Below are 24,438 nucleotides of genomic sequence, written 5' to 3'. Positions count from 1 at the left end.
ATACCGTTCGGGAGCCGGGGCGCACTAAGCGTCCCGGCGCCGTGCTAACTGGGAAAGGCTGAAAAGCGTGGAGGATATTAAAACTATTGACCTGGGCGCACTGCGCGCATTGGCGAAGCAGCGCTCTCTCGTCATGGAGGAGCTCTTCACCCTGGTTGAGAACGCCCTGCTGCTTGCGTACATGAAGCAGCCCGGCGCTATTAAGGGCTCTCGTGCCGTCATCGACCACACCACCGGCGAGTTCGTCATTCTGGCTCCTGAGCTTGATGAGGACAACCAGAAGATTGACGAGTTCGACGATACCCCGAACAACTTTGGCCGTATCGCTGCCGCAACCGTCCGTCAGGTGCTCTCGCAGCGTCTGCGTGACGCTGAGGACGCATCCGTTCTGGGCGAGTTCAAGGACCGTGAGGGCACCCTGGTGTCCGGCGTAATCCAGCAGGGCAACAACCCGCGTATGGTTCAGGTTGACCTGGGCACCGTTGAAGCTGTTCTGCCCAGCAACGAGCAGGTTCCGGGCGAGAAGTACCCGCACGGTACCCGCCTGCGCGCCTACCTGGTTGAGGCTCGCCGCGGCCCGAAGGGTCCCTCGATTGTGGTTTCTCGTTCGCACCCGAACCTGGTTCTGCGCCTGTTCGAGCACGAGGTTCCCGAAATCTCTGAGGGCCTGGTTTCCATTAACTCCATCGCACGTGAAGCTGGTCACCGCTCCAAGATTGCTGTGTCCGCGAAGAACCCGACCATCAACGCTAAGGGCGCCTGCATCGGCGATATGGGTGCCCGCGTGCGTGCGGTTGCTGCCGAGCTGAACGACGAGAAGATTGACATTGTCGACTACTCGACCGATCCGGCAACCTTCATCGCTGCGGCACTGTCTCCGGCGAAGGTCACCGAGGTCATTATCGCGAACCCGCGTGAGTACTCCGCTCGTGCCGTGGTTCCGGATGACCAGCTGTCCCTGGCTATCGGCCGTGAGGGTCAGAATGCGCGTCTGGCAGCGAAGCTGACCGGCTGGCGTATCGATATTCTCTCCGAGTCCAAGTACGCTCAGGTTCGTGCCGAGGAAGAGGTTGCAGCTCGCGTGGCTCGTAGCCTGGCTGAAGAAGCTTCCGCTGAGAAGGCAATTGAAGAAGCAGCAGAAGAGTCCGCACAGGACGCTGAATAAGCATTAGCCCCGGTGAGGGGCGTATCCCGCGGCATATCCTTTTGATGCAGGCGCAAGAGATCGGGCAGCAACGTGCCCGGTGTTCTTGCGCCTGCGTCACAGTTTTGCCCATGATTCTTAAAAACGGGATACACTATTAAGATGTGCCGGTGCGTAACCGGGCGCTTTATCGTGCCCTCACGCGCACCGGATAGAGCATCACGAATGTACTGCGAACGCGGTTCTACACACGCTAGAGAGGGGAGAGGACCATGAGCAATCACGACCTCACCGCAACCTCCGAAGCGTTTGAAGGACCGGTCCGCACCTGCATCGGATGCCGTGCCCGCGATGAACAGCGCAACCTGCTGCGCATCGCCCGCACACCCGTCACGTCTGCTACCGAGCAGGCGGACACCCCGCCCTATCAGCCCGATACGGCGGGAACTATGCCCGGACGAGGCGCTTGGATCCATCCGAGCGAAAAGTGCGTAGCCGCTCTGCAGAAAAAGAACGGTCTGGCGCGCGCCTTCAAAAAAGCGGTCCCTGCAGCCCAGCTGCAGGCGTGCTGTGAGCAGATTCGAGCCGTTATTGCGGACTCGACCCCCTCATAGACGCTTTTCGGGTATATGCCCTCTGTAAGTCAACGAGTTTGACGACTTCTTATCTGAAAGCGAGTCAGAAAACTGATGGATATCTAATGAGTGCCGCGAAATGAGTACCCTTTCGTGCTCACCCACCGGCAATTTCACGAATTGGCGCGCCTTCGGGCGTGCACCCCGTAAACATTAGTGTCCGCACCATTCCCGGTGCGGACCGGGAATGGAGAAAATTTGGCTCAGCCTCGAGTACACGAGTTTGCTAAAGAAGTAGGCGTACCTTCCAAGGAAGTTATTGCCAAGCTTAAGGATATGGGCGAGTTCGTTAAGAGCTCCTCTTCCACGCTGAACCCCATGGTTCTGAAGAAGCTGCGCGCGGAATTCCCCGCCGCAGCCGCTAAGCCTGCCGCAAAGGCAGCACCCGCGGAGTCGGCAGCTAAGCCTGCCGCTAAGCCGGCACCCAAGCCCGCAGCAGCAAAGCCCGCCGCTAAGCCTGCGGCAGCCCCCAAGCCCGCAGCGGCAAAGCCTGCCGCTAAGCCGGCACCTAAGCCTGCAGCTAAGCCTGTCGCAGCTGAGAGCGCAGCTCCCAAGCCTGCAGCAGCTAAGCCCGCCGCAAAGCCGGCAGCAGCACCCAAGCCCGGCGGCCCCCGCCCGGGTAACAACCCCTTCGCATCCCAGCAGGGCATGGCACGCCCCGAGGCTGCACCGAAGCCGGCAGCACCCAAGCCTGCCGCTCCGAAGCCCGGCCCCAAGCCCGGTCCTCGCCCCGGTAACAACCCCTTCGCATCCCAGCAGGGTATGAAGCGTGGCGGCGGCGACTCCCAGCGTTCCGGCGGTCCCCGTCCGGCACGTAACGGTCGTCCCGGTGGCAACGGTGGCGCACGCCCCGGCGGTAACGGCGGTCCCCGCCCCGCAGGTGGCGCACGTCCCGGTGGTAACGGTGGCCCCCGTCCGGCAGCTGGCGCACGTCCCGGTGCACCCCGTCCGGCTGGTGGCGGCGGCGCACGCCCGAACCCCTCGATGATGCCCAAGGTATCCAACGTTGGTGGCGGCGCGTCCGGTTCCAACAACGGCGGCGGTAACGGTGGCGGCGGCGCACGTCGCGGCGGCGGTTCCGGCGGCGGCTTCAACCGCGGTCCGGGTCGTCCCGGCCCCGGCGGTCGCGGCAACGCACAGGGTGCATTCGGTCGCGGCGGTTCCAAGCGTAAGGGCCGCAAGTCCAAGGCAGCTCGCCGCCATGAGCAGGAGCAGCTGAACGCACCGGCACCCGGTGGCGTGGTTGTTCCTCGCGGCGACGGCTCGACCGAGATTCGTCTGCGCCGTGGCGCGTCCATCATGGACTTCGCTGAGAAGATTGGCGCAAACCCGGCATCGCTGATTACGGTTCTCTTCCACCTGGGTGAGATGGCTACCCAGACTCAGTCCCTGGACGAGGAGACCTTCGAGCTGCTGGGTGCCGAACTGGGTTACTCGATCAAGATTGTTTCCCCGGAGGATGAGGAGCGCGAGCTGCTCGAATCCTTCGACATCGACCTCGAAGCCGAAGCAGAAGCTGAGGGCGAGGACGTTCTGGAGGTTCGTCCCCCGGTCGTTACCGTCATGGGTCACGTTGACCACGGTAAGACCCGCCTGCTGGACGCTATCCGTAACACCAACGTCATTGATGGTGAGGCCGGCGGCATTACCCAGCACATTGGTGCATACCAGGTCCACACCACCGTTGAGGGTGAAGACCGCGCGATTACCTTCATCGATACCCCCGGTCACGAGGCGTTCACCGCTATGCGTGCCCGTGGTGCGAAGGTCACCGACGTGGCAATCCTCGTGGTCGCAGCGGATGACGGCGTTATGCCCCAGACCGTTGAGGCACTGAACCACGCACAGGCAGCTAACGTGCCGATTGTGGTTGCTGTGAACAAGATCGATAAGGAAGGCGCGTCCCCGGACAAGATCCGTGGCCAGCTCACCGAGTACGGTCTGATCCCCGAAGAGTACGGTGGCGACACCATGTTCGTGGACGTCTCCGCTCGCAACGGCACCAACATCGACGAGCTGCTTGAGGCTGTCACCCTGACCGCTGACGTGCTCGAACTGACTGCTAACCCGAACAAGGAAGCACGCGGCGTTGCTATTGAAGCAAACCTGGACAAGGGCCGCGGTGCGGTTTCCACCGTCCTGGTTCAGTCCGGTACCCTGCGCGTCGGTGACGCTATCGTTGCCGGTGTTGCTCACGGCCGTGTTCGTGCAATGTTCGATGAGAACGGTCAGGCTGTGAAGGAAGCTGGCCCGTCCCGCCCCGTTCAGGTGCTGGGTCTGTCCACCGTTCCTCGTGCAGGCGACACCTTCCTCTCCACCGAGGAAGAGCGTACCGCTCGTCAGATCGCTGAGAAGCGTGAGGCTGCTGATCGTAACGCTCAGCTGGCTAAGCGTCGTAAGCGCGTGACCCTCGAGTCCTTCGATGCCGCTGTGGCTGAGGGCAAGATGGACACCCTGAACCTGATCATTAAGGGTGACGTCTCCGGTGCTGTGGAAGCACTGGAAGAGTCCCTGATGAAGATCGACGCCGGTGGCGACGAGGTTCAGTTGCGCGTCATCCACCGCGGTGTGGGTGCTATTACCCAGAACGACGTGAACCTGGCTACCGTGGACAACGCGGTCATCATCGGCTTCAACGTCCGCCCGGCAGAGCGCGTTGCAGAACTTGCCGACCGCGAAGGCGTCGAGATGAAGTTCTACTCGGTCATCTACCGTGCGATTGAGGAAATTGAGCAGGCCGTCAAGGGTATGCTCAAGCCCGAGTACGAGGAAGTGGAGCTCGGCTCCGCAGAGATCCGTGAGGTCTTCCGCTCCTCCAAGTGGGGCAACATCGCAGGTTCAATCGTCAAGAACGGCATCATCAAGCGCAACGCCAAGGCACGCCTGGTGCGCGACGGTTCCGTGGTGGCAGACAACCTCACCATCGAGTCGCTGCGTCGTTTCAAGGACGACGCTACCGAGGTTCGCGAAGGTTTCGAGTGTGGTATTGGCCTCGGCTCCTTCAACGACATCAAGGAAGGCGACATTATCGAGACTTGGGAGATGCGCGAAAAGCCGCGTGTCTAAGACTCACACGCTGATGCGCCCGTCACCCGCTAGTGTTCCCGCACCCGCAGGCTTCTAAAACTTAGAGCCTGCGGGGCGGATGCTGGCGGGGCGGGCGCTTCCGCATTACCTGGAACGCCTCCGTAACACCCCGAGTGTTCTCGGAAGGCGCCACGATATTTCAAGGAGAAACACATGGCTGATGCAGCCCGCGCGGCACGACTTGCCGACCGCATCAAGGTAATTGTGGCGAAGGCGCTGGAGCGTCGTGTTAAGGATCCCCGCCTCGGTTTTGTGACCATTACCGATGCCCGCGTGACCAACGACCTGCAGCACGCAACCCTGTACTACACCGTGTTCGGCTCCGAAGAGGACGCCGCAAACACCAAGAAGGCGCTGGAATCCGCTAAGGGTATTCTGCGCGCCGAGGTGGGTAAGAACATCACAGCCCGCCTGACCCCCACCCTGACTTTCGTCGCTGATGAGGTTCCCGAGAACGCCTTCCACATTGAGGCGCTTCTGCGTGAGACTCGCGAGCGCGACGCCGCCCTGGCTGCTGCAGCTGAGGGTGCCGAGTACGCTGGTGAGGCTGACCCCTACAAGAAGGATGAGCCTGCCGAGGGTGAGGACGCCTAAGTGGCGAAGAAGCAACCTCAGGGCCCGTCCGGCCTGATGGTCATTGATAAGCCCGCCGGGATGAGTAGCCACGACGCAGTCTCTCAGATGCGTCGTATTGCTGGCACCCGGCGGGTCGGTCACGCCGGTACACTGGATCCCGCCGCGACCGGCGTGCTGATTTTGGGCATCAATAAGGCAACGAAGCTGCTGACCTACCTGGTCGGTCAGGATAAAACCTATGACGCGACGATTCGCCTGGGCATTGAGACGCTGACTGAGGATGCCGAGGGTGAGCACACCGCCGCGCATCCTGATGCCGTCGAGGCGCTGACCGGTCTGGACGCTGAGCAGATGCGTGCGCGCATCCTGGAGGCTGTGGCGCAGCTGAGCGGCGATATTCTGCAGGTTCCTTCTGCGGTGTCCGCTATTAAGATCAACGGTGTTCGTTCGTATGCGCGTGTGCGTAGCGGTGAGCAGGTTGAGTTGGCGGCGCGTCCGGTGACGATTAGCGAGTTCACGGTACATTCCATCAACCCTGGTTTTGCCGAGTACGTGATTGAGGACCCCGAGAATGAGGGCGAACACGCGGCAACCTCGGTTCCCGTGATTGACTGCAAGGTGACGGTTTCGTGCTCTTCGGGCACCTATATTCGTGCCCTGGCGCGTGATTTGGGCAAGATTCTGGGCACCGGTGGCCACCTGACGGCTCTTCGCCGTACCCGTGTGGGCGCGGTGGTGCTTGAGGATGCCGCCGATTTGGCGCAGTTGAAGCAGCGCCGTGAAGAGTCGGAGGCACCGCTGGAAGATTTGCCGCTGCTTCCCCTGGAGGAGGCGGCACGCCGCATCTTTGGTGCGCGTGAGCTCTCTGCCGCGGAGGCGAGCGACATTTCTTACGGTCGTCGTATTAGCCCCAGCGGTGACGGTTCCGTGGTGAAGCGTTCCGTGCACGCGAGCGCGGATGAGTCCGGCGCGGTGCAGCATGCCAGCGTTGAGGGTATTGTGGCGGGCTTCGCCCCGGACGGTACCCTGGTTGCCCTTCTGGAGAATAAGAAGCAGCGCGGGAAGGTGCAGGCCGCTCCGGTGCTGGTTTTTGAGGCGAATCGTTCCTTCAACTAGGCGTTGAAGGCTTATGATAGGCGAAGAAGGTTCGGTGTTTGCGCCTGCCCACACCTGATTCCTTCAAGCCTGATTCCTCAAGCCTGATTGATCCAGTGCCTATTGAATATGCGCCCTACCGAATGTGCGCCCCCTATTCATTCAACACGCTAACGTAAACAACCCCTGAACACACATGACTACTCGTGCGGGTGCCGCCCGGCCCCGCTGAAGGAGAGAAGATGAGCGAGAACCAGAGCTCTGCTAAGAAGGCGAGTGAGCCTCGTACCGCGCCGGTACCCCGCGTGGAGTCTGCACAGGCTGAAGCTACCGTAACCGGGGCTGCTACTCAGAGCGGTGCCGCGAAGGCTGCCGGTGCTAAGAACGCTGAGCCTATTTCTGCGGCGAAGGCACCCGAGGGTGTTCGCGTAGCCGCACCGGCGTCCGGCGATAAGGCGTCGCAGAAGGCGGCTAAGAAGGCTGAGAAGAAGGCAACCCGCGAGGCGTTTGCCCGCCCCAAGAGCCTTGAGGAGGCGGCTAAGCCTCAGAACCGTGCGGCGTTCCGCGCGGCGGTGGCGCTGTACGGTCTGTTCATGATTGCGTACGGTGTGTGGCAGGTTCTGGGCGGTGTCCGCGTCATTCCGGATGCGCCTCAGGACTTTGCGAACGCCTCGGTGCAGTCGAACTACGTGTTCTTCGCGGCAGCCTATGTGGGTGTGGGCCTGTCCTTCGTGTTCATTGCCCTGAAGTTCAAGTGGGTGAACATGCTCGTGTTCTCCTGCCTGGTGGTTTTCTTGGGCGGCGTGGGTCGTATCCTGTCGTGGGCGTTCTTCGGCACCCCGCACTGGTCGCTGATCGTGCTGATGGTGACTGAGCTTGTGATTCCTCCGTGCCTGCTGGTGTGGTACGGCTGGATTAACAAGTCCAATAAGATTCGCGAGGAGATGCTGAAGGCTTCTCGTAACCAGGCTCGTAAGTAGTCGTAACGCCCGGGAAGGTTCCTGCCGCACGGTGGGGTGCCTGCCCGGGCTTTCTTATGGGTGGGTGCTGCGCATGGATTTTCCAGGTGCGGAGGCTGCACAGTTGAGTGCCAGATACCCCGCCGCATCCGCAAAGGTAGGGGAGAGGGCACCGCCTGCGAGGGGCGCCGTTCCATTCCCTGTTGATTCCCGTTTTGAATTCTGCATCCTGCCGCCTGTGGTCTAGGATGGTTAGGTACATTTATCTTTTTCAGGAGAGCCCGTGACCCTCTACACCGCTTTGAGCGAGGTCCCCGCCGGCTACGGCCCCTCGGTCGTGACCATCGGCAATTTTGACGGCGTGCACCGTGGACATGCCCGCGTGATTTCGCGCGTGGTCTCCCTTGCTGAAGAGCACGGTTTGAGCTCTATCGCGGTCTCTTTTGACCCGCACCCGATGCAGGTGCACCGTCCCGAGGCGGCCCACCACGACATTATGGGTCAGGGTTCGCGCCGCTACTTCATGTGCCTGCTGGGTCTGAACGATTACCTGCTGCTGAACTACAACCTGGAGTTCGCTGCGCAGACCCCCGAAGAGTTCGTGAAGTCCACCTTCGTGGATGCGCTGAACGCGCGTTTCGTGGTCATCGGTGACGACGTGCGCTTTGGTAACAACAACTCCGGCGACCTGAACACCATGCGTGAGCTGGGGGAGAAGTACGGCTTTGAGGTGGTTGTCGTTGAGGATCTGATGGTGGATGAGAACACCCGCTGCTCCTCGACCCGCATCCGCCAGCTGCTGCTGGAGGGCGATATGCCCGCCGCAACCGAGCTGCTGGGCCGCCACCACATGATGGCTGGTGAGGTCGTACACGGTCTGGCGCGCGGCCGCGAGTTGGGCTTCCCGACCGCGAACCTTGAGCTTGAGGCACGCGGCCTGATTCCCGCCGACGGTGTGTACGCCGGCTGGCTGGTGGACGAATCCGGTAACCGTCACCCCTCCGCTATTTCGGTGGGTACGAACCCGACCTTTGACGGTATTGAGCACCGCCAGGTTGAGGCGCACGTGATTGACCGCCCGGAAGAGCGCGTGGAGGATTTCAACCTGTACGGTCAGCGTGTGCTGATTGAGTTCGTGAAGCGTCTGCGTCCCATGGTGGCGTACACCGGTGTTGAGGCGCTGATTGAGCAGATTAACGATGATGTGGTGCAGACCCGCGAGGTGCTGGCTGAGGACGCGAAGAACTACTGCCCGCCGGAGTGCCCGGTGCAGGCGGAAGTGAAGCATCCCCAGCTCTAACCCCACCACGGGTAACCCAGCCACAGGGCGCCGCAGCCTGCATTTTCTGCGGTGATGACGTGTGATGCCCCGGCGGTAAGATTTTCGGATCTGCCGCCGGGGCTTTTGCGTACCCGACCGGACGGGCAAAAGCGGGCACCTTCTTCGCGCCTGACCGCCTGCGCCTCCGAAGAAACAACCCGCGCCGCACGCCTTGATGTCCTGCGCCTCCCGTGAGGCACCCCTGTTTTAGTCGTCCTCGTTTTAAGAGAAGATAGAGTCATGGAAAAAATGAACGTCGAATCCTTCAACCTCGACCACCGCGCCGTAGCAGCACCCTACGTGCGTATCGCAGACCGCAAGATCCTGCCCGGTGGCGACACCCTCATCAAGTACGATATCCGCTTCACCCAGCCGAACACCGCGCACCTGGAAATGCCGACCGTGCACTCCATCGAGCACCTGAGCGCCGAGCACATGCGCAACCACACCGACCGTCTGATTGACTTCTCCCCGATGGGCTGCCAGACCGGTTTCTACGCGCTGACCCTGGGCCTGGAGCCCGAGGATTTCTTCCCCATCCTGGAAGCAACCCTCAACGATATCCTCAACGCGACCGAGGTTCCGGCAGCGAACGAGGTGCAGTGCGGTTGGGGTGCCAACCACACCCTCGAAGGTGCGCAGGCTGCGGCTCGCGAGTTCCTCGCGGCACGCGATGAGTGGGCTCAGGTGATGGCGTAATGAGCGCACAGATCCCTGATGCTTTCGCATCCGCCTTCAACCCGGTGGACTTTGACCCGAACGCTTTCGACCCGGCTGAGGCATTCAACAGCATGTTTGAGCTGATGGACGGCATGTCCAACGCCATCATCATTCAGGTGGCTATGGATGAGGAGCTCGCACCCTTCCTGAAGGTGACCGAGGAGCTGCAGCCCTCCTTCACCGAGGGTGCGGCGGTATTCCACCCGCGTTACCTGCAGGTGGGCGAGGACCAGGTTCCGCTGCTGCTGGTTCGCTCCAAGATTGGTCTGGTGAACGCGGCGAGCGCCGTCACCGAGGCGATCAGCTACTCCTCGAACTGCCTGGGCGTCATCAGCGCAGGTACCGCCGGCGGTTTGGCTCGCGGCATTAACGTGGGCGACGTGCTGATTGGCGAGAACTACACCTACACTGACGCCGACGCGACCGCCTTCGGTTACGCGCGCGGCCAGGTTCCGGGCATGCCCGAAAGCTACGACGGCCAGGCGGACGAGTGGCAGGATGCTCTGGAGCATGCGCTCGCCGCACTTGAGCCGGTGCGTGAGCAGGCTGAGAGCGTGTGGGAGGTGCGCCGCGGCCAGATGCTGGCGGGTAACTCCTTCGTAACCGCCCACAACGTGAAGGACACCCGCGAGGCGTTTGAGGGCGCCATCAGCACCGACATGGAGACCACCGCTATTGCGCAGGTCTGCCACAACTACGAGATTCCGTTTATCGGAGTGCGTTGCGTGTCTGATCTGTGCGGCCCGGAGGCTGACCAGGACTTCCACCTCTCCGTGGACGTGGTGGCTCCTCGTTCGGCTCGTTACGCTCTGCAGCTGGCTGCTGAGCTGTGGACCGAGGCGCAGCTGGAGGCGCTGGAGCTGGCTCTCTAAAGCTCTAGAACTAACGATCCAGAGCATGCGGCACGATGTGAGCTCGCATGCGGCAAGTGCCGGGGCGTGAACCGATGGGTTCACGCCCCGGTCTTTTTGTACCGGTCTCTGCGCCCGGTTTTACGCCTGAACCGCGAGAAACGCAGAAATATTAACCGTGGTGAATATACATTCTGTGTGTCGTGGAGTACTATGAATGAGGAAACTGTCCGATCTCACAGAGGAGTACGTCGTGAAGTTCTGCCCGACTCTCGCCTCCGTCACCGGTCTGCTCGGTGGCTACAAGGTTGCATCTAGCACCGGCATCCGCCCGCTCGGTGGCGCTATCCTGGCACTGTGCGGTGCCGTGGCTTACAAGAATTGGAAGCGTAAGGCTGGCGCAGGCCGTGCCACCTTCCTCACCGCTGTCTACCTCGGCGCGTTCGGCGCCGCTCATCCGCTCGCCAAGAAGCTTGGCGCGTGGCCTGCAGTCTACACCGTGACTGCTGCAACCGCTCTGTGCTCTATCGTCATTGGACGTAAGCGACAGAAGTAGTCTTTGACGAAAAGACGGCGGAAAGGCAACGTTGCCTTCCCGCCGTCTTTTGCGTTCCCTCCCACCGTACCGGTTGGGTGGGGATGCGCCGGGGCGACGCGCGAAGGCAACACTTTCTGCGCAACGCCCCATCACTCGATGGGGAGTGAATCAACCGGTACCGCTCTCAGTCACCTGCTGAGCTGCGGCACCGCTCGATAAGTTTCCCCGCCACCGGCGGGTACACCCCACGAGGTAAAGGAAAAGAAGAAGATGAATACCACTCCGGACTCATCCCCGGTACAGGAGGGCGTAGCTGAGGCTACCTCCGAGAGCCCGCAGCTAGCGCGTGGACTCTCCCTGCGTCACATTATGTTCATCGCCCTCGGCTCCGCCATCGGCACCGGCCTGTTCTACGGTTCGGCATCCGCCATTCAGCTGGCGGGCCCCTCCGTGCTGCTTGCCTACGTTATTGGCGGCGCGGCAGTGTTCATGGTGATGCGCGCAATGGGCGAACTCGCCCTGGCGCACCCGGTCTCCGGAGCGTTCTCCGAATACGCCACCCGCTACCTTGGACGCTGGGCGGGTTTTGTGACCGGCTGGACCTACGCCCTGGAAATGGCGCTGGTCGCCATCGCGGACGTCACCGCCTTTGCCGTGTACATGAAGTTCTGGTTCCCGAACAGCCCCTCCTGGATTTGGATCGTCTCGGTTCTGCTGATTCTGCTCGCCATTAACCTGGCGAAGGTCAAGGCGTTCGGCGAAACCGAATTCTGGTTTACCCTCGTGAAGGTCAGCGCCATTATCGCCATGATCGTTGGCGGCGTGGTTCTGCTCTTCGTGGGTGTGCAGGCGCACGACTCCGTGGCGCCCTCGGTTACGAACCTCTGGGCTCTTGAGGGCGGCTTCTTCGCAAACGGATTTACCGGCTTCCTCGCTTGCTTTACCGTGGTGATGTTTGCCTTCGGCGGTATTGAGAACATCGGTATTGCCGCCGGTGAGGCGAAGGACCCGCGCACCTCGATTCCCAAGGCGATTCGCACGGTGCCGTTCCGCATCCTCATCTTCTACATTCTGACCCTGTCGGTCATCATGTCCCTGTACCCCTGGTACTCGGTGACGAAGGCGAACTCTCCGTTCGTACAGATTTTTGAGGGCCTGGGCATTCCGGCGGCTGCTTCGATTCTGAACGTGGTCATCATTACCGCCGCCATCTCTGCGCTGAACGCGGATGTGTACGGTGCCGGCCGCATGATGTATGGCCTGGCGAAGCAGAACCTGGCGCCGGCTTCTTTCGCGAAGGTTACGAAGAACGGTGCGCCCTGGATGACCACCCTCATCATGGTGCTGGTTATGGCGGTCGGTGTGATCGTGAACGTGCTCTTCGAGAACGCGTTCGAGGTGGTCGCCTCCCTGGCAACCTTCGCGACCGTATTCGTGTGGGTCATGATTCTGCTGGCGCACATTGCCTTCAAGCGTAGCGGCGCCGATACCGAGGCGCAGCCGGTACGCCAGCCCCTGTGGCTGAGTTACCTGGCGTTGGCGTTCATGATCTTTATCGTGGTGCTCTTCGGGTGCTTCGCCGACACCCAGCTGGCGCTGGTGATGGGCGCAATCTGGTGCCTGTTCCTGCTGGTCTACTACCGCCTCGTGGTGGTCCGCGCTCGCGCTGAAGCAGCAGAAGCATAGGGAGTAGAAGCGCAGACACCGAATAAACGTAGAGCCACTGAATAAACGTAGAGCCCGGTGCGAGGACTCGGCGTGAGAACCCGGTGTGAGAACCCGACTGCAAAGCCCGGCGACCGGTAGTGTGATGAGCTACCTGTCGCCGGGCTTCTGCTCACCCTTCCACGAAAGCGCCCCGGTAGCGTAGAATGGGAAGAACGCGTCTGCAGTCCGCAGCAGACGACGTGTATTACAGGGCGTAAGCCCACCACCCGGCGGCAACCGTCCGTACGGGACGTATGCGGTACTAACTCTAGGAGTTAAAAGTGGCACTGGATCCCGCTGTCAAGCAGGCAATCATCAAGGAATACGCAACCCACGAGGGCGACACCGGTTCGCCCGAGGTTCAGATTGCAGTTCTGTCTCGTCGTATCGCCGACCTGACCGAGCACCTGAAGTTCCACAAGCACGATCACCACTCCCGTCGTGGCCTGATGATCCTCGTTGGTCGTCGCCGCAACATGCTCGGCTACCTGAAGAGCGTCGACATCGAGCGTTACCGTTCGCTGATCGAGCGCCTGGGTCTGCGCCGATAAAACAGGAGCGTCTTGACGCTTTTGTGGTGATTAATCGCCTTTAGGCGGTGTGTGCGGACGTGCTGTCAGCACTACCAGCCCTCCATTTCGGAGGCGGGTAGCGCCAGCGCGTCCGTACTGCCGCGTTGAGGGGCGCATCTTCCGCTAGCTAGATTCCTGCGCTAGGTTTTTGGGCTAGATTCCAAAGCTGCGCGAGAAGATGCCGCCTCACCTGAAAGAAAGAACACGGGCCGTACCGGCACACACGCCGCGGTCCTCGGTAGCGAATTACGGAACAACACCACCCCCACAACCGTGCCGACACACGTCGAGCACACGAAAAGGCGGGGGAGAGGTGCCGTGGTTTCCTATCGAAGGCCGACTCGTGCGCCGTACGGCCTGCCAAGAAGAAAGAAGGAACCGTGGAAGGTCCCGAAATCAAGTTTGCTGAAGTCGAAATCGACAACGGCATTCACGGTAAGCGCCACGTGCGCTTTGAAACCGGCCGTCTCGCCAAGCAGGCTAACGGCTCGGTGCTCGTCACTATCGATGACGAGACCACCCTGCTCTCCGCAACCGTGGTCGGCAAGTCTCCCCGCGATGGCTTCGACTTCTTCCCGCTGACCGTGGACGTGGAAGAGCGCATGTACGCAGCCGGCAAGATCCCGGCATCCTACTTCCGCCGCGAAGGCCGCCCCAGCACCGAGGCCATTCTGGCAGCCCGCCTGATTGACCGCCCGCTGCGCCCCGCCTTCACCAAGGGCATCCGCAACGAGGTGCAGGTCGTCGTGACCGTCCTGACCTACGAGCCGGACGAAATCTACAACACCTTCGCAATCAACGCTGCATCCGCATCGACCTCCCTGTCCGGTGCGCCGTTCAACGGCCCCATCGGTGGCGTGCGCATGGCACTGATTGACGGCCAGTGGGTCTGCTTCCCCAAGTACTCCCAGCTGGAAAACGCCGTGTTCGACATGGCTGTTGCCGGTCGTATCGTCACCAAGGCTGACGGTACCGAAGACGTCGCCATCATGATGGTCGAGGCTGAGGCCACCGACAACTCCTGGAAGCTCATCAAGGAAGACGGCCAGACCGCCCCCACCGAAGAGGTCGTCGCCCAGGGTCTGGAAGCCGCTAAGCCCTTCATCGCCGCCCTGTGCAAGGCCCAGGCTGACCTGGCCTCCCGCGCCGGCAAGCCCGCTCTTGAGTTGCCCTTCTTCGGCGGCCACGGCGAGGACGTGGACGCAGCCGTGAAGGAATTCGCCGCAGACCGCCTGGTCGAGGTGTACTCCATCGCTGGTAAGCAGGAGCGCGAAGCAGCAGCAGCTGAGCTGAAGGAAGACCTCAGGGAGGCCCTGACCGGCGAGGGTAAGGAATTCGAAGAGCGCGCCGACGAGGTTGACGTGGCATTCGCCGCCCTGACCAAGCACATCGTGCGCCAGCGCATCCTCACCGAGCAGGTCCGTATTGACGGCCGCGGCCTGACCGACATCCGCCAGCTCACCGCTGAGGTTGAAATCCTGCCCCGCGTGCACGGCTCCTCCCTCTTCGAGCGTGGCGAGACCCAGATCATGGGTATCACCACCCTGAACATGCTCAAGATGGAGCAGCAGCTGGACTCCCTGCACCCGCTCAAGTCCAAGCGCTACATCCACCACTACAACTTCCCGCCGTACTCCACCGGTGAGACCGGCCGCGTGGGTTCGCCCAAGCGCCGCGAAATCGGCCACGGTGCACTCGCAGAGCGCGCAATCACCCCGGTGCTGCCCTCCCGCGAAGAGTTCCCCTACGCAATCCGTCAGGTCTCTGAGGCTCTGGGCTCCAACGGCTCGACCTCCATGGGCTCGGTCTGTGCATCGACCCTGTCCCTGCTGAACGCCGGTGTGCCGCTGCGCGCACCCGTTGCAGGTATCGCAATGGGCCTGGTCTCTGACGAGGTTGACGGCGAGACCCGCTACGCAGCCCTGACCGACATCCTTGGCGCGGAAGACGCACTGGGCGATATGGACTTCAAGGTTGCAGGTACCTCCGAGTTCGTGACCGCTATCCAGCTGGACACCAAGCTCGACGGCATCCCCGCATCCGTACTCGCTGGCGCACTGACCCAGGCACGTGAGGCTCGCCTGCACATCCTCGAGGTGCTTGTCAGCGCCATTGACGCACCGGACGAGATGAGCGAGTTCGCACCGCGTATTATCTCCGTGAAGATTCCGGTCGCCAAGATCGGTGAGGTCATCGGCCCCAAGGGTAAGATGATCAACCAGATTCAGGAAGACACCGGCGCAGACATCTCCATTGAGGACGACGGCACCGTGTACATCGGTGCAGCTGACGGCCCCTCCGCCGAGGCTGCACGTTCGGCAGTGAACGCTATCGCTAACCCGCAGGTTCCCGAGGTCGGCGAACGCTACCTGGGTACCGTGGTGAAGGTGACCGACTTCGGTGCCTTCATCTCCCTGACCCCCGGTAAGGACGGCCTGCTGCACATCTCCGAGATGCGTAAGCTCAACGGTGGCAAGCGCGTTGTTGACGCTGAGGACGTTGTCTCCGTGGGCCAGAAGGTCCAGGTGGAGATCACCAAGATTGATGATCGCGGCAAGCTCTCGCTGGCACCGGTCGTTGAGGGCGGCGACGACGAGTAGTCGTAACCCCCGCTAAGTGATGAGGGGCGTTCGGCGCACCCGGTGCGGTTCACTCCCCGCCGGATGCACCGGGCGCCCCTTCGCTGTGCTTGCCCTGCATCTTTTGATGCTCACCCACCCCACCAACTGTGGGACTGCCTACAGGCAGTGGGGCGGGAATGCTTACCTTCAGACGTACCTGTTGAAAGGTTCTTCTCCCTATGTCTATTTCCCTGCCCGTCGAGCTTGAGGCGATTGCCGAAGAGCTCAACTACGAGCACGGCCGCCTCATCTACGAAGGTGTAGGCGGTAACGAGGTGCGCCGTTCCATCCTGCCCGGTGGCGTACGCGTGATTACCGAAAAAATGCCCGGTACCCGCGGCGTATCCATCGGGTTCTGGGTGGGAGTCGGCTCCCGCGACGAAGCCCCCGGCATGCTTGGCTCCACCCACTTCCTGGAGCACCTGCTGTTCAAAGGCACCGGCACCCGCACCGCCCTGGACATCGCATCCTCCTTCGACGCGGTAGGCGGCGAATCCAACGCCCTGACCGCTAAGGAGCACACCTGCTACTACGCGCGTGTGCTCGACGATGACGCACCCATGGCGGTGGACGTCATCACCGATATGGTCACCAACGCACTGCTGGACCCGGCTCACCTGGAGCAGGAACGCGGCGTGATCCTCGAAGAGATCGCCATGGACCAGGACGACCCGACCGACGTTGCTTTCGAGAACTTCGTGGAGCAGCTCATGGGTGAGAACCCGCTGGGCCGCCCCATCGGCGGTACCCCGCAGGAGATTACCGAGGTGCCGCGTGACGCCGTGTGGGAGCACTACAAGCGCTACTACACCCCGGACCGCCTGGTCATTTCTGCCGCCGGTTCGCTGGAGCACAGCACCATGGTCCGCCTCGTGCTGGAGGCGCTGACCCGCTACGGCTGGAACCTGCAGGAGGGCGTGGCACCGGCACCGCGTCGCGTACGCACCGACAGCGGCATTGTTCCGCTGAGCGAGCTGCGTGAGGTGGAGAAGGGCTTCGAACAGACCAACATTGTGATGGGCTGCCCGAGCATTATCGCCGGTGACGACCGCCGCTACGCGATGAGCGTGCTGACCAGTGCATTCGGTGCGGGTATGTCCTCGCGCCTGTTCCAGGAGATTCGCGAGAAGCGGGGCCTCGCCTACAGCACGTTCGCGTTCTCCGGTGCGTACTCGGATGCAGGCTACTTCGGCATGTATGCGGGCTGCCTGCCCGCTAAGACCGAGCAGGTGCGCGAGGTCATGGGCTACGAGTTCGATAAGCTCGCCACCGCCGGTATTACCGAGGAGGAGCTGACGAAGGTCCGCGGCCAGCTGGCTGGCTCCACCGTGCTCGGCAGCGAAGATTCGGGCTCGCGCATGTCCCGCCTGGGGCGCGCCGAACTGGATTCGGGTCTGTTCACCAGCACCGACGAACTGCTGGAGAAGATTCGCGCGGTCTCCCTGGAGGAGGTTCGCGATTTGGCGGCGTACCTGGGTGAGCAGCAGATGATTACCACCATCGTGCGCTAACCCCTGAACATTCCTAACGCACAACGCTTATACGGCACAAAAATGCCCGTTCCCACACCCCTTATGAGGGGGAGGGAACGGGCATTTTCTTTGTCTGAAGCAGCGCTTACGGGCTGTCTGCCGCTGATGCTCTTGACGCTCAGCATGAGGCGGCAGAACCCGAAAAGCTACTGCTGAGAGCTACCCCAGCGCGTTACTTCTGCGCGTTATTATTTCTGCGCCTTGGCGATAGCTTCCATCAGAACCTGTGCGTAGAGCTCCTGACCGGCGGCCTCCGGGTGAACACCGTCGGAGGAGAGCAGACCGCTCTGAGTCTGCAGAGCCTGGCGGATCGTAGAGTTCCAATCCGCAATAATCACACGATCAGAATGCTGAGCCGCAAACTCACGAATCTTACCGTTCGAGTAGTCAATCCAGGTCAGGTTGCGCGGACCGTAACCGGTGACCAGCACCAGCTTAGAATCGGCAGGCATAGCCGCCAGAACCTCGTCGAGCTGACCGTCCAGAATGGTCGAGTTCGCGGTCACCGACAGCACGAAGGTCTTACGAATCTGGCCGTTGGCACCCATGGACTTAATAATCGGCAGGGCCTTGGCGATGGTGCGTGCCTCAGCCGCATCGATGGACGCTTCGGGCATCTTGTCGTACAGCTCGGGGGATACCGCCACCACAATGGAGTCACCCACAATGGTCACCTGCGAGGAGTTCACCGAACCGGTTGAAGCCTTCGACGACGAGGGGCTTGCCGAAGCCTTCGCGTCCTTACCCGCAGCGCTCGGGCTTGCCGATGCGCTCGCAGCCTGCGCCTCCTGACGAGCCTTCAGGCGTTCAGCGGCGGCACGCTTGCCGTCCTCAACGGACTGCTGGGCGGTAGTCATCGCCGGAGCGGTGTGCACCGCCAGACCGGTCGAAGCAGCCGCCACAACAACGGCAAGAGCCACCGAAACCGGCAGGAACTTAGTGCGTGAAGACTGGAAAGCCGCCACCACGCGATTAGCGCTACCGCGGAAACCGTAGCGGCGAATCGGGGTCTCAACCCAGCGGTACGACATCTCCGCAATCGCGAAGGTCGCCACCAAAACGCCCACGTTTACCAGCGGGGAGCGGTCCGCACCCATCAGGTAGTGCATGACCACGGCGAGCGGCCAGTGCCACAGGTACAGGCCGTAGGAACGTTCGCCCACCCAGCGCAGGGGCGCGAAGTTCAGCAGGCGGCGCAGCATCTCGGAGGCACCAGCGAGCATGTCGGGCAGCATACCCTGAATCACGCCCAGCGCCAGCAGGGAGGCGCCGAACAGACCCCAGGGAATCGCGCCGGGTGCCGACTCGGGAACCAGAATTGCGTAGGGAATCAGCGCGAACAGGGACAGCCAGCTAATCATGACGCGGGCGAACGCGACCAGGCCGAAGGGCTGAGCCACACGGTACAGCACGGACTGCTGCAGCGGCGGGTACAGCGACCAGGGGCGCGTGAACGCCAGCAGGGCGCCGAGCAGCAGGCCGTACAGGTGCGTGTCGGTACCGTAGTAGACGCGGCTAATGGGTGCGCCAGACATCAGAAGAGCGGTGGCGGTGCTCAGCGACGCAATAATACCCAGCACCATGACCACGCTAAAACGACGCCAGCGGCGGCGCAGCAGCACGCCGGCGCCAACAATCAGCAGCGGCCATACCACGTAGAACTGTTCTTCCACCGCCAGGGACCAGAAGTTCGTGAAGAGCTCCGGGGAGGTCTGCGCGAAGTAGTCGTTACCGGCAAAAATGGAAATCCAGTTGGACGAGAAGGTCGCCGCACCGGCGAGCTGACGGCCCAGGTTCACCTGAATATCGCCGCCAATGAGCAGACTGACCGGTCCCATGACCAGAATCAGCAGGGTAATGGCGGGAAGCAGACGGCGGGCACGTCGGATCCAGAAATTGCCCAGGGCAATTTTGCCGGTGAGAGCACCTTCACGCAGAAGCAGGGAGGTAATCAGGAAACCGGAGATGACGAAGAAAATATCCACGCCAATCATGCCGCCGGGTAGTACGGTGGGCCAGAAATGGTACACCATCACGAGGAGCACGGCGATTGCTCGCAGACCGTCCAGACCCGGCAGAATATAACGCCGGTTAGCCTCATCTGGACGCACGGAGGAGGTAAAGAGGGACTTCATACTGTCAAAGCACTCCGTAGGATGGAAATTATAGAAATACTTCCTAATTATATGGTTGCTAACTTTAGATAGCGTATTAAACGGCTTGTATGACGGTTAGATTACTTCGCTTTTTAGACCGCTGAGGTTCCGCGGGGTATCTCACCCAGCGTGTGCGATGGCGTGCACCGCGCCCACACGGGGGATAATAGAGGCTGTACGTCACAGCGTCTGCCCCATAGTCGGGGTGCACAAAAGCTACGGAGGAGAGAAGATGGCCCACGAGGGCGACGAAAAAATCTGGAAGGTAGCGGTACTCGGTGCCGCAGGCCGCATGGGCTCTGAGGCGGTGCGCGCCGTCAACACCTCCGCAGACATGGACCTGGTGGCGGCACTGGGCCGTGGCGATGACCTGCAGGAGCTGGTCGATGCCGGCGCAGAGATTGTTATTGACCTGACAGTTCCCGAATCCAGCGAGGCGAATGTGCGTTTCGCGGTGGAGCACGGTATGCACGCGGTGGTTGGTACGACCGGTTGGACCCCCGAGCGCCTGGACTCCCTGCGCGAACTGCTGACCGAGCACCCCGAGGTGGGTGTGCTCATCGCCCCGAACTTCGCGATTGGTTCGATTCTCGCCACCGAGTTCGCGGCGAAGGCGGCACGCTACTTCGAATCGGTAGAAATCATTGAGATTCACCACCCGAACAAGGTGGACGCCCCCTCCGGTACCGCTGTGCACACCGCCCGCAAGGTGGCTGCCGCCCGCGCGGAGGCTGGCGTGGGGGCAAGCCCGGATGCCACCACCTCCGATCCTTTGGGCTCGCGCGGTGCCGTAATCGACGATATTCACGTACATGCAGTACGTCTGCGTGGTATGGTGGCGCATCAGGAGATTCTGCTGGGTGACCCCGGTCAGCAGCTGGTGATTCGTCATGATTCTTTTGACCGTACCTCCTTTATGCCCGGCGTGCTGTTGGGTGTGCGTGAGGTGGCGGCGCATCCGGGTTTGAGCGTGGGCTTGGACGCCTACATGGATTTGTCCTAGGAGAGAGTATTGTCTGAACAGACTTCACCCGACGCCTCGCCGGTACCTTCCGAGGCTCGTAGCCCCTGGTGGACTTCGTTGCGTCTGTGGACTGTCTGCGCCTGCGTGCTGATGGTGCTGACCGTGCTGATTCTGCCGCTGCCTTTGGCGGCGCGTGCCTCTATTTTGGGTGTGCTGATTTTTAGCGCTGTCTTCGTGACGGTGGATGCAGGCGGCTGGGGTAAGACTTTCGCGGCGCTGACCTGCGCACTGTTGGCACTGTACCTGGTGCATATTGCGCAGCAGGGTTTTGTGATGCTCACCTCCGGTTCGGCAGCTGGCATGGTGCTCGGCGCGGGTATGATTCTGCTGCCGATTCTGGGTGCGTGGGCGCTGGTGCGTGAGGTGCTTTTCGGTGCTCGTATTCAGCGTATGGCTCAGGAGCTGGCTGCGTCAGGCGAACTGGCGGAGGATACTCTACCTCGCACCCCGGCGGGTCGCGTGGATCGTGAGGCTGCGGCGGTGGAGTTTGAGGGCTTCGCGGCGGCGGTTGAGCAGGACCCCGAGAACTGGAAGGCGTGGTTCAACCTGGCGTGCATGTACGATGCCGGTGGTGAGCGCAAGCGTGCCCGCGCGGCGATGCGTAATGCGTGGGCGTTGCGTTCGGGCGGTCAGACGAAGGATATGCGCTAGGGGTTGCCCTGGTGATCTGCGCTCAATGCCGCATATCTTTTGATGTGTGGTTGATAACGCCGAGGCTGTGTGCCCGGTTTCATAGGCTCTCGCGGAAGTACCGCGGGTTTGAAAGAGTCCGAATAGTAGAACACGTATGAAAATTTATGCGTTCTATAGCAAAAATCTGCATTTCGGGCGTACTCTGGACATATGTCTGAGAACCTTTCGAACCCCGGTACTTTTGTTGAGCCCGTCTTCGGTCGCCTCCTGACCGCAATGGTGACCCCCTTCGCCAAGGACGGTTCCGTTGACGAAAAGCAGGTCGCGGACCTGGCGAACTACCTTGTGGAGAACGGCCACGACGGTCTGGTGGTCTGCGGTACCACCGGTGAATACTCCACCATGACCGATGACGAGAACGAGCGTGTCTTCCAGATCGTGAAGGACACCGTCGGCTCTCGTGCGAAGATTATTGCCGGTGTTGGTTCGAACGACACCGCACACACTATTGAGCTGGCGCACCGCGCCGAAAAGATTGGTGTGGACGGCCTGCTGGTCGTAACCCCCTACTACAACAAGCCGACTCAGCCGGGTGTCTACGCCCATTTTGCGACTGTTGCTCAAGCAACTGAGACCCCCGTCATGCTGTACGATATTCCGGGTCGTGCGGGCATCCCCATCGCACCCGAAACCTACCGCCGCCTGGCAGAAATTGATAGTATTGTAGCGGTGAAAGACGCCAAGGCAGACTTCGGCGCCGCAACCGAAGTCATGGCAACCACCGACCTGCACTACTACAGCGGCGATGACGGACTGACCCTTCCCTGGATGGCAATGGGCGCCGTCGGCCTCGTTTCGGTGACCGCACATGTGGCACCCGCACTCTTCCGTGCCCTGATTGATGCTGTTGTTGCACAGGATTTGGTGGAGGCGCAGCGTCTTCACCTGGAACTGACTCCGATTGTCCGCGCAACTATGGGCCGTGCGCCCGGTTGCGTTGCCGCCAAGGAAATTCTTTCCTGGCAGGGTGTGCTGGATGAGCCCGTCGTTCGCCTGCCGCACGTACTCTCCGAGCCGGAGGTGGCACAGGCTATGCGAGCTGACCTGCTCTCCTCGAGCATCGCTCACACCCTCAAGAACTCCTAAACTTTGACGCATACCCGGCGCACGCAATGGCGTCGGGAGCGTATATATAGAGGAATTCGGCTACCCTACGCCCCGCTTTCGGGGCGAGTGATGTAGCCAACGGATGCGGACTCCACACCTAACACTAGGTGAGGGGTCCGCTCTGGCGTATTGTCGCGGTTTACCGCCCAATGATTCGGCTCCCACTCAGACAGGGGTCCAACTTAGTCAGAGGCACCCGAGCACTACGCCCCGAATACTTTTGAATACTTTCGGTGATTTGGACGCACCGGCAGCACCACCGCCTCGGCACATGAGAGTCGGCTGGGGTGCTTGCGGTACGAAGCGTCGCCTACGAATCACAGACATCACAAGAAAACATAGAAGAAAGAGGAGACACACGATGAGCGTCTTTGAAGCGAATCTTCCCCTGCCTCCCCGCCTGAAGAAGGACACCCTGCGCGTGGTGCCCCTGGGCGGTCTGGGCGAAGTCGGTCGTAACATGACCGTGTACGAAATCAACGGCAAGCTGCTGATTGTTGACTGCGGCGTGCTCTTCCCCGAAGAGTCCCAGCCCGGCGTGGACCTGATTCTGCCCGACTTCAGCTACATTGTCGACCGTCTGGACGACGTGGTCGCCATGGTGCTGACCCACGGCCACGAGGACCACATCGGTGCGGTTCCTTACCTGCTGCGCCGCCGCCCCGACATCCCCCTGGTCGGCTCCGAACTGACCCTGGCGCTGGTCGAGGCGAAGCTCGCCGAGCACCGCATCAAGCCCTACACCCTCGCGGTGAAGGAACACCAGGTGGAGCGTTTCGGCCCGTTCGAGTGCGAGTTCGTTGCTGTGAACCACTCGATTCCGGACGCGCTGGCTGTTTACATCCGTACCAAGGCTGGCAAGGTTCTGCACACCGGTGACTTCAAGATGGACCAGCTGCCGCTGGATGGCCGCATCACCGACCTGCGCCACTTCGCTCGCCTGGGTGAGGAGGGCGTGGACCTGTTCCTGCCGGACTCCACCAACGCCGAGGTTCCCGGCTTCACCCCGACCGAGAAGCACATCGGTCCGGTGCTGTCGAACGTTTTCCGTGACGCAAGCGGCCGCATCATTGTGGCGTCCTTCTCCTCGCACGTTCACCGCGTGCAGCAGGTGCTGGACGCAGCCGCTGAGCGTGGCCGCAAGGTCGTGCTCGTGGGCCGCTCCATGGTGCGTAACATGACCATTGCTGAGAAGCTGGGCTACCTGAAGGTCCCCGCTAACGTGCTGGTGGACCTGAAGAAGGTTGACGACTACCGCCCCGACCAGATCGTGATGATGTGCACCGGTTCGCAGGGCGAGCCGATGGCGGCACTGTCGCGCATGGCGAACGGTGACCACAAGATTCAGATTGAGCCCGGCGACACCGTGGTGCTCGCCTCCTCGCTGATTCCCGGTAACGAGACCAGCGTCTTCCGCATCATCAACGCCCTCATGAAGCTGGGCGCTAACGTGGTGCACAAGGGCAACGCGAAGGTCCACGTTTCCGGTCACGCTGCCGCGGGTGAGCTGCTGTACTGCTACAACATCCTCAAGCCGAAGAATGTTATGCCGGTTCACGGCGAGGTTCGCCACCTGATTGCTAGCGGTGACCTGGCGATGGAGACCGGCGTTCCGAAGAAGAACGTGCTGCTCTGCGAGTCCGGCACCGTTGTGGACCTGCGCGATGGCGTGGCGTCCGTGGTGGGCGAGGTTCCCTGCGAGTACCTGTACGTTGACGGCCGCTCCGTCGGTGAGGTCACCGAGAGCGACCTGAAGGACCGCCGCATCCTGGGTGAAGAGGGCTTCGTGTCCATCGTGACCGTCGTGGACCGTGCAACCAAGCGCGTGGTGACCGGCCCGGATATTCACGCTCGCGGTATCGCTGAGGACGACTCGGTCTTCGACGAGATTGTTCCGAAGATTACCGCCGCTCTGGAGGATGCTCTGCACCGCGCACCCGAGAAGGTACACACCGTGCAGCAGCTGCAGCAGATTGTGCGCCGCACCATCGGTGCCTGGATTTCTCGCCGTCTGCGCCGCAAGCCCATGATTGTTCCCGTGGTTGTTGAGAACTCCTCGAAGGCCGCGAAGAACTAATACTCTGCGCGAGGCTAGCTGCC

Annotated in this window: 19 protein-coding genes; 18 read left to right on the top strand and 1 reads right to left on the bottom strand. The window is 61.5% G+C overall.

The window, feature by feature from the left end; all coding sequences use genetic code 11:
* Nucleotides 1-67 precede the first annotated feature (67 nt).
* From nusA to HMPREF2894_RS06970, 14 genes are all read left to right on the top strand, one after another.
* Nucleotides 68-1,165, top strand: coding sequence for a transcription termination factor NusA (gene nusA, locus HMPREF2894_RS07035; RefSeq protein ID WP_049362942.1), 1,098 nt, complete (start codon nucleotides 68-70; stop codon nucleotides 1,163-1,165).
* Nucleotides 1,166-1,416: 251 nt separating this feature from the next.
* The gene (locus tag HMPREF2894_RS07030) at nucleotides 1,417-1,758 is read left to right on the top strand and encodes a YlxR family protein (RefSeq protein WP_049341695.1); all 342 of its coding nucleotides are present in this window, start codon (nucleotides 1,417-1,419) and stop codon (nucleotides 1,756-1,758) included.
* A gap of 219 nt (nucleotides 1,759-1,977) precedes the next feature.
* Nucleotides 1,978-4,845 carry a translation initiation factor IF-2 gene (gene infB / locus HMPREF2894_RS07025; protein ID WP_070678511.1) on the top strand — a complete coding sequence of 956 codons (2,868 nt, stop codon included), beginning with the start codon at nucleotides 1,978-1,980 and terminating at the stop codon, nucleotides 4,843-4,845.
* A gap of 174 nt (nucleotides 4,846-5,019) precedes the next feature.
* Complete coding sequence (gene rbfA, locus HMPREF2894_RS07020; RefSeq protein WP_005507090.1) at nucleotides 5,020-5,460, top strand: 30S ribosome-binding factor RbfA; 441 nt, start codon at nucleotides 5,020-5,022, stop codon at nucleotides 5,458-5,460.
* Complete coding sequence (gene truB, locus HMPREF2894_RS07015) at nucleotides 5,461-6,558, top strand: tRNA pseudouridine(55) synthase TruB (RefSeq protein ID WP_049338489.1); 1,098 nt, start codon at nucleotides 5,461-5,463, stop codon at nucleotides 6,556-6,558.
* A gap of 221 nt (nucleotides 6,559-6,779) precedes the next feature.
* Nucleotides 6,780-7,517: a DUF4345 domain-containing protein gene (locus tag HMPREF2894_RS07010; protein ID WP_070594119.1), complete on the top strand. Its 738-nt coding sequence runs from the start codon at nucleotides 6,780-6,782 to the stop codon at nucleotides 7,515-7,517.
* A 262-nt stretch (nucleotides 7,518-7,779) separates the two neighbouring features.
* Nucleotides 7,780-8,796 carry a bifunctional riboflavin kinase/FAD synthetase gene (locus HMPREF2894_RS07005; RefSeq protein WP_049345127.1) on the top strand — a complete coding sequence of 339 codons (1,017 nt, stop codon included), beginning with the start codon at nucleotides 7,780-7,782 and terminating at the stop codon, nucleotides 8,794-8,796.
* A gap of 261 nt (nucleotides 8,797-9,057) precedes the next feature.
* Complete coding sequence (locus HMPREF2894_RS07000; RefSeq protein WP_049341699.1) at nucleotides 9,058-9,516, top strand: S-ribosylhomocysteine lyase; 459 nt, start codon at nucleotides 9,058-9,060, stop codon at nucleotides 9,514-9,516.
* Nucleotides 9,516-10,409: a 5'-methylthioadenosine/S-adenosylhomocysteine nucleosidase gene (mtnN, locus tag HMPREF2894_RS06995; protein WP_049341700.1), complete on the top strand. Its 894-nt coding sequence runs from the start codon at nucleotides 9,516-9,518 to the stop codon at nucleotides 10,407-10,409. The genes HMPREF2894_RS07000 and mtnN overlap by 1 nt, the downstream gene beginning before the upstream one ends.
* Before the next feature lie 196 nt (nucleotides 10,410-10,605).
* Nucleotides 10,606-10,944, top strand: coding sequence for a hypothetical protein (locus HMPREF2894_RS06990; protein WP_049344379.1), 339 nt, complete (start codon nucleotides 10,606-10,608; stop codon nucleotides 10,942-10,944).
* A gap of 252 nt (nucleotides 10,945-11,196) precedes the next feature.
* On the top strand, nucleotides 11,197-12,612 hold the full coding sequence (locus HMPREF2894_RS06985) for an amino acid permease (RefSeq protein ID WP_070678508.1): 1,416 nt from the start codon (nucleotides 11,197-11,199) through the stop codon (nucleotides 12,610-12,612).
* A 302-nt stretch (nucleotides 12,613-12,914) separates the two neighbouring features.
* Nucleotides 12,915-13,184, top strand: coding sequence for a 30S ribosomal protein S15 (gene rpsO, locus HMPREF2894_RS06980; RefSeq protein WP_005507098.1), 270 nt, complete (start codon nucleotides 12,915-12,917; stop codon nucleotides 13,182-13,184).
* Nucleotides 13,185-13,585: 401 nt separating this feature from the next.
* Nucleotides 13,586-15,805: a polyribonucleotide nucleotidyltransferase gene (locus HMPREF2894_RS06975; RefSeq protein ID WP_070678505.1), complete on the top strand. Its 2,220-nt coding sequence runs from the start codon at nucleotides 13,586-13,588 to the stop codon at nucleotides 15,803-15,805.
* Between the two features lie 200 nt (nucleotides 15,806-16,005).
* A complete protein-coding gene (locus HMPREF2894_RS06970) occupies nucleotides 16,006-17,337 on the top strand; it encodes a M16 family metallopeptidase (protein WP_070678502.1) in 1,332 nt (443 codons plus the stop codon).
* 209 nt (nucleotides 17,338-17,546) lie between these two features.
* On the opposite strand, the gene HMPREF2894_RS06965 is transcribed toward HMPREF2894_RS06970, so the two are convergent.
* Complete coding sequence (locus tag HMPREF2894_RS06965) at nucleotides 17,547-19,493, bottom strand: acyltransferase family protein (RefSeq protein ID WP_070678499.1); 1,947 nt, start codon at nucleotides 19,491-19,493, stop codon at nucleotides 17,547-17,549.
* A 253-nt stretch (nucleotides 19,494-19,746) separates the two neighbouring features.
* On the opposite strand from HMPREF2894_RS06965, the gene dapB reads away from it, so the two are divergent.
* The 4 genes from dapB (at nucleotide 19,747) to HMPREF2894_RS06945 (ending at nucleotide 24,415) form a co-directional block, all read left to right on the top strand.
* Entirely contained in the window at nucleotides 19,747-20,517 is a 771-nt protein-coding gene (dapB, locus tag HMPREF2894_RS06960) for a 4-hydroxy-tetrahydrodipicolinate reductase (protein ID WP_070678497.1), read from the top strand.
* Between the two features lie 9 nt (nucleotides 20,518-20,526).
* Nucleotides 20,527-21,189, top strand: a complete 663-nt coding sequence (locus tag HMPREF2894_RS06955) for a tetratricopeptide repeat protein (protein ID WP_070678492.1) — start codon at nucleotides 20,527-20,529, stop codon at nucleotides 21,187-21,189.
* A gap of 192 nt (nucleotides 21,190-21,381) precedes the next feature.
* Nucleotides 21,382-22,317, top strand: a complete 936-nt coding sequence (dapA, locus tag HMPREF2894_RS06950) for a 4-hydroxy-tetrahydrodipicolinate synthase (RefSeq protein WP_070600699.1) — start codon at nucleotides 21,382-21,384, stop codon at nucleotides 22,315-22,317.
* A gap of 382 nt (nucleotides 22,318-22,699) precedes the next feature.
* Nucleotides 22,700-24,415, top strand: a complete 1,716-nt coding sequence (locus tag HMPREF2894_RS06945) for a ribonuclease J (protein ID WP_070678489.1) — start codon at nucleotides 22,700-22,702, stop codon at nucleotides 24,413-24,415.
* Nucleotides 24,416-24,438 lie beyond the last annotated feature (23 nt).

Origin of the sequence: Rothia sp. HMSC066G02 (genome assembly GCF_001813145.1) — a bacterium.
GTDB lineage: Bacteria > Actinomycetota > Actinomycetes > Actinomycetales > Micrococcaceae > Rothia.
The sequence above is the reverse complement of the archived record's forward strand: the minus strand, read 5'-3'. Positions and strand labels throughout refer to the sequence as shown.

Excerpts from the sequence above, each read along its gene's own strand:
- HMPREF2894_RS07030 (WP_049341695.1), top strand. The coding sequence starts at position 1,417 with ATGAGCAATCACGACCTCACCGCAACCTCCGAAGCGTTTGAAGGACCG.
- rbfA (WP_005507090.1), top strand. The coding sequence starts at position 5,020 with ATGGCTGATGCAGCCCGCGCGGCACGACTTGCCGACCGCATCAAGGTA.
- HMPREF2894_RS07010 (WP_070594119.1), top strand. The coding sequence starts at position 6,780 with ATGAGCGAGAACCAGAGCTCTGCTAAGAAGGCGAGTGAGCCTCGTACC.
- HMPREF2894_RS07000 (WP_049341699.1), top strand. The coding sequence starts at position 9,058 with ATGGAAAAAATGAACGTCGAATCCTTCAACCTCGACCACCGCGCCGTA.
- mtnN (WP_049341700.1), top strand. The coding sequence starts at position 9,516 with ATGAGCGCACAGATCCCTGATGCTTTCGCATCCGCCTTCAACCCGGTG.
- HMPREF2894_RS06990 (WP_049344379.1), top strand. The coding sequence starts at position 10,606 with ATGAGGAAACTGTCCGATCTCACAGAGGAGTACGTCGTGAAGTTCTGC.
- HMPREF2894_RS06985 (WP_070678508.1), top strand. The coding sequence starts at position 11,197 with ATGAATACCACTCCGGACTCATCCCCGGTACAGGAGGGCGTAGCTGAG.
- HMPREF2894_RS06970 (WP_070678502.1), top strand. The coding sequence starts at position 16,006 with ATGTCTATTTCCCTGCCCGTCGAGCTTGAGGCGATTGCCGAAGAGCTC.
- HMPREF2894_RS06965 (WP_070678499.1), bottom strand. The coding sequence starts at position 19,493 with ATGAAGTCCCTCTTTACCTCCTCCGTGCGTCCAGATGAGGCTAACCGG.
- dapB (WP_070678497.1), top strand. The coding sequence starts at position 19,747 with ATGGCCCACGAGGGCGACGAAAAAATCTGGAAGGTAGCGGTACTCGGT.
- dapA (WP_070600699.1), top strand. The coding sequence starts at position 21,382 with ATGTCTGAGAACCTTTCGAACCCCGGTACTTTTGTTGAGCCCGTCTTC.
- HMPREF2894_RS06945 (WP_070678489.1), top strand. The coding sequence starts at position 22,700 with ATGAGCGTCTTTGAAGCGAATCTTCCCCTGCCTCCCCGCCTGAAGAAG.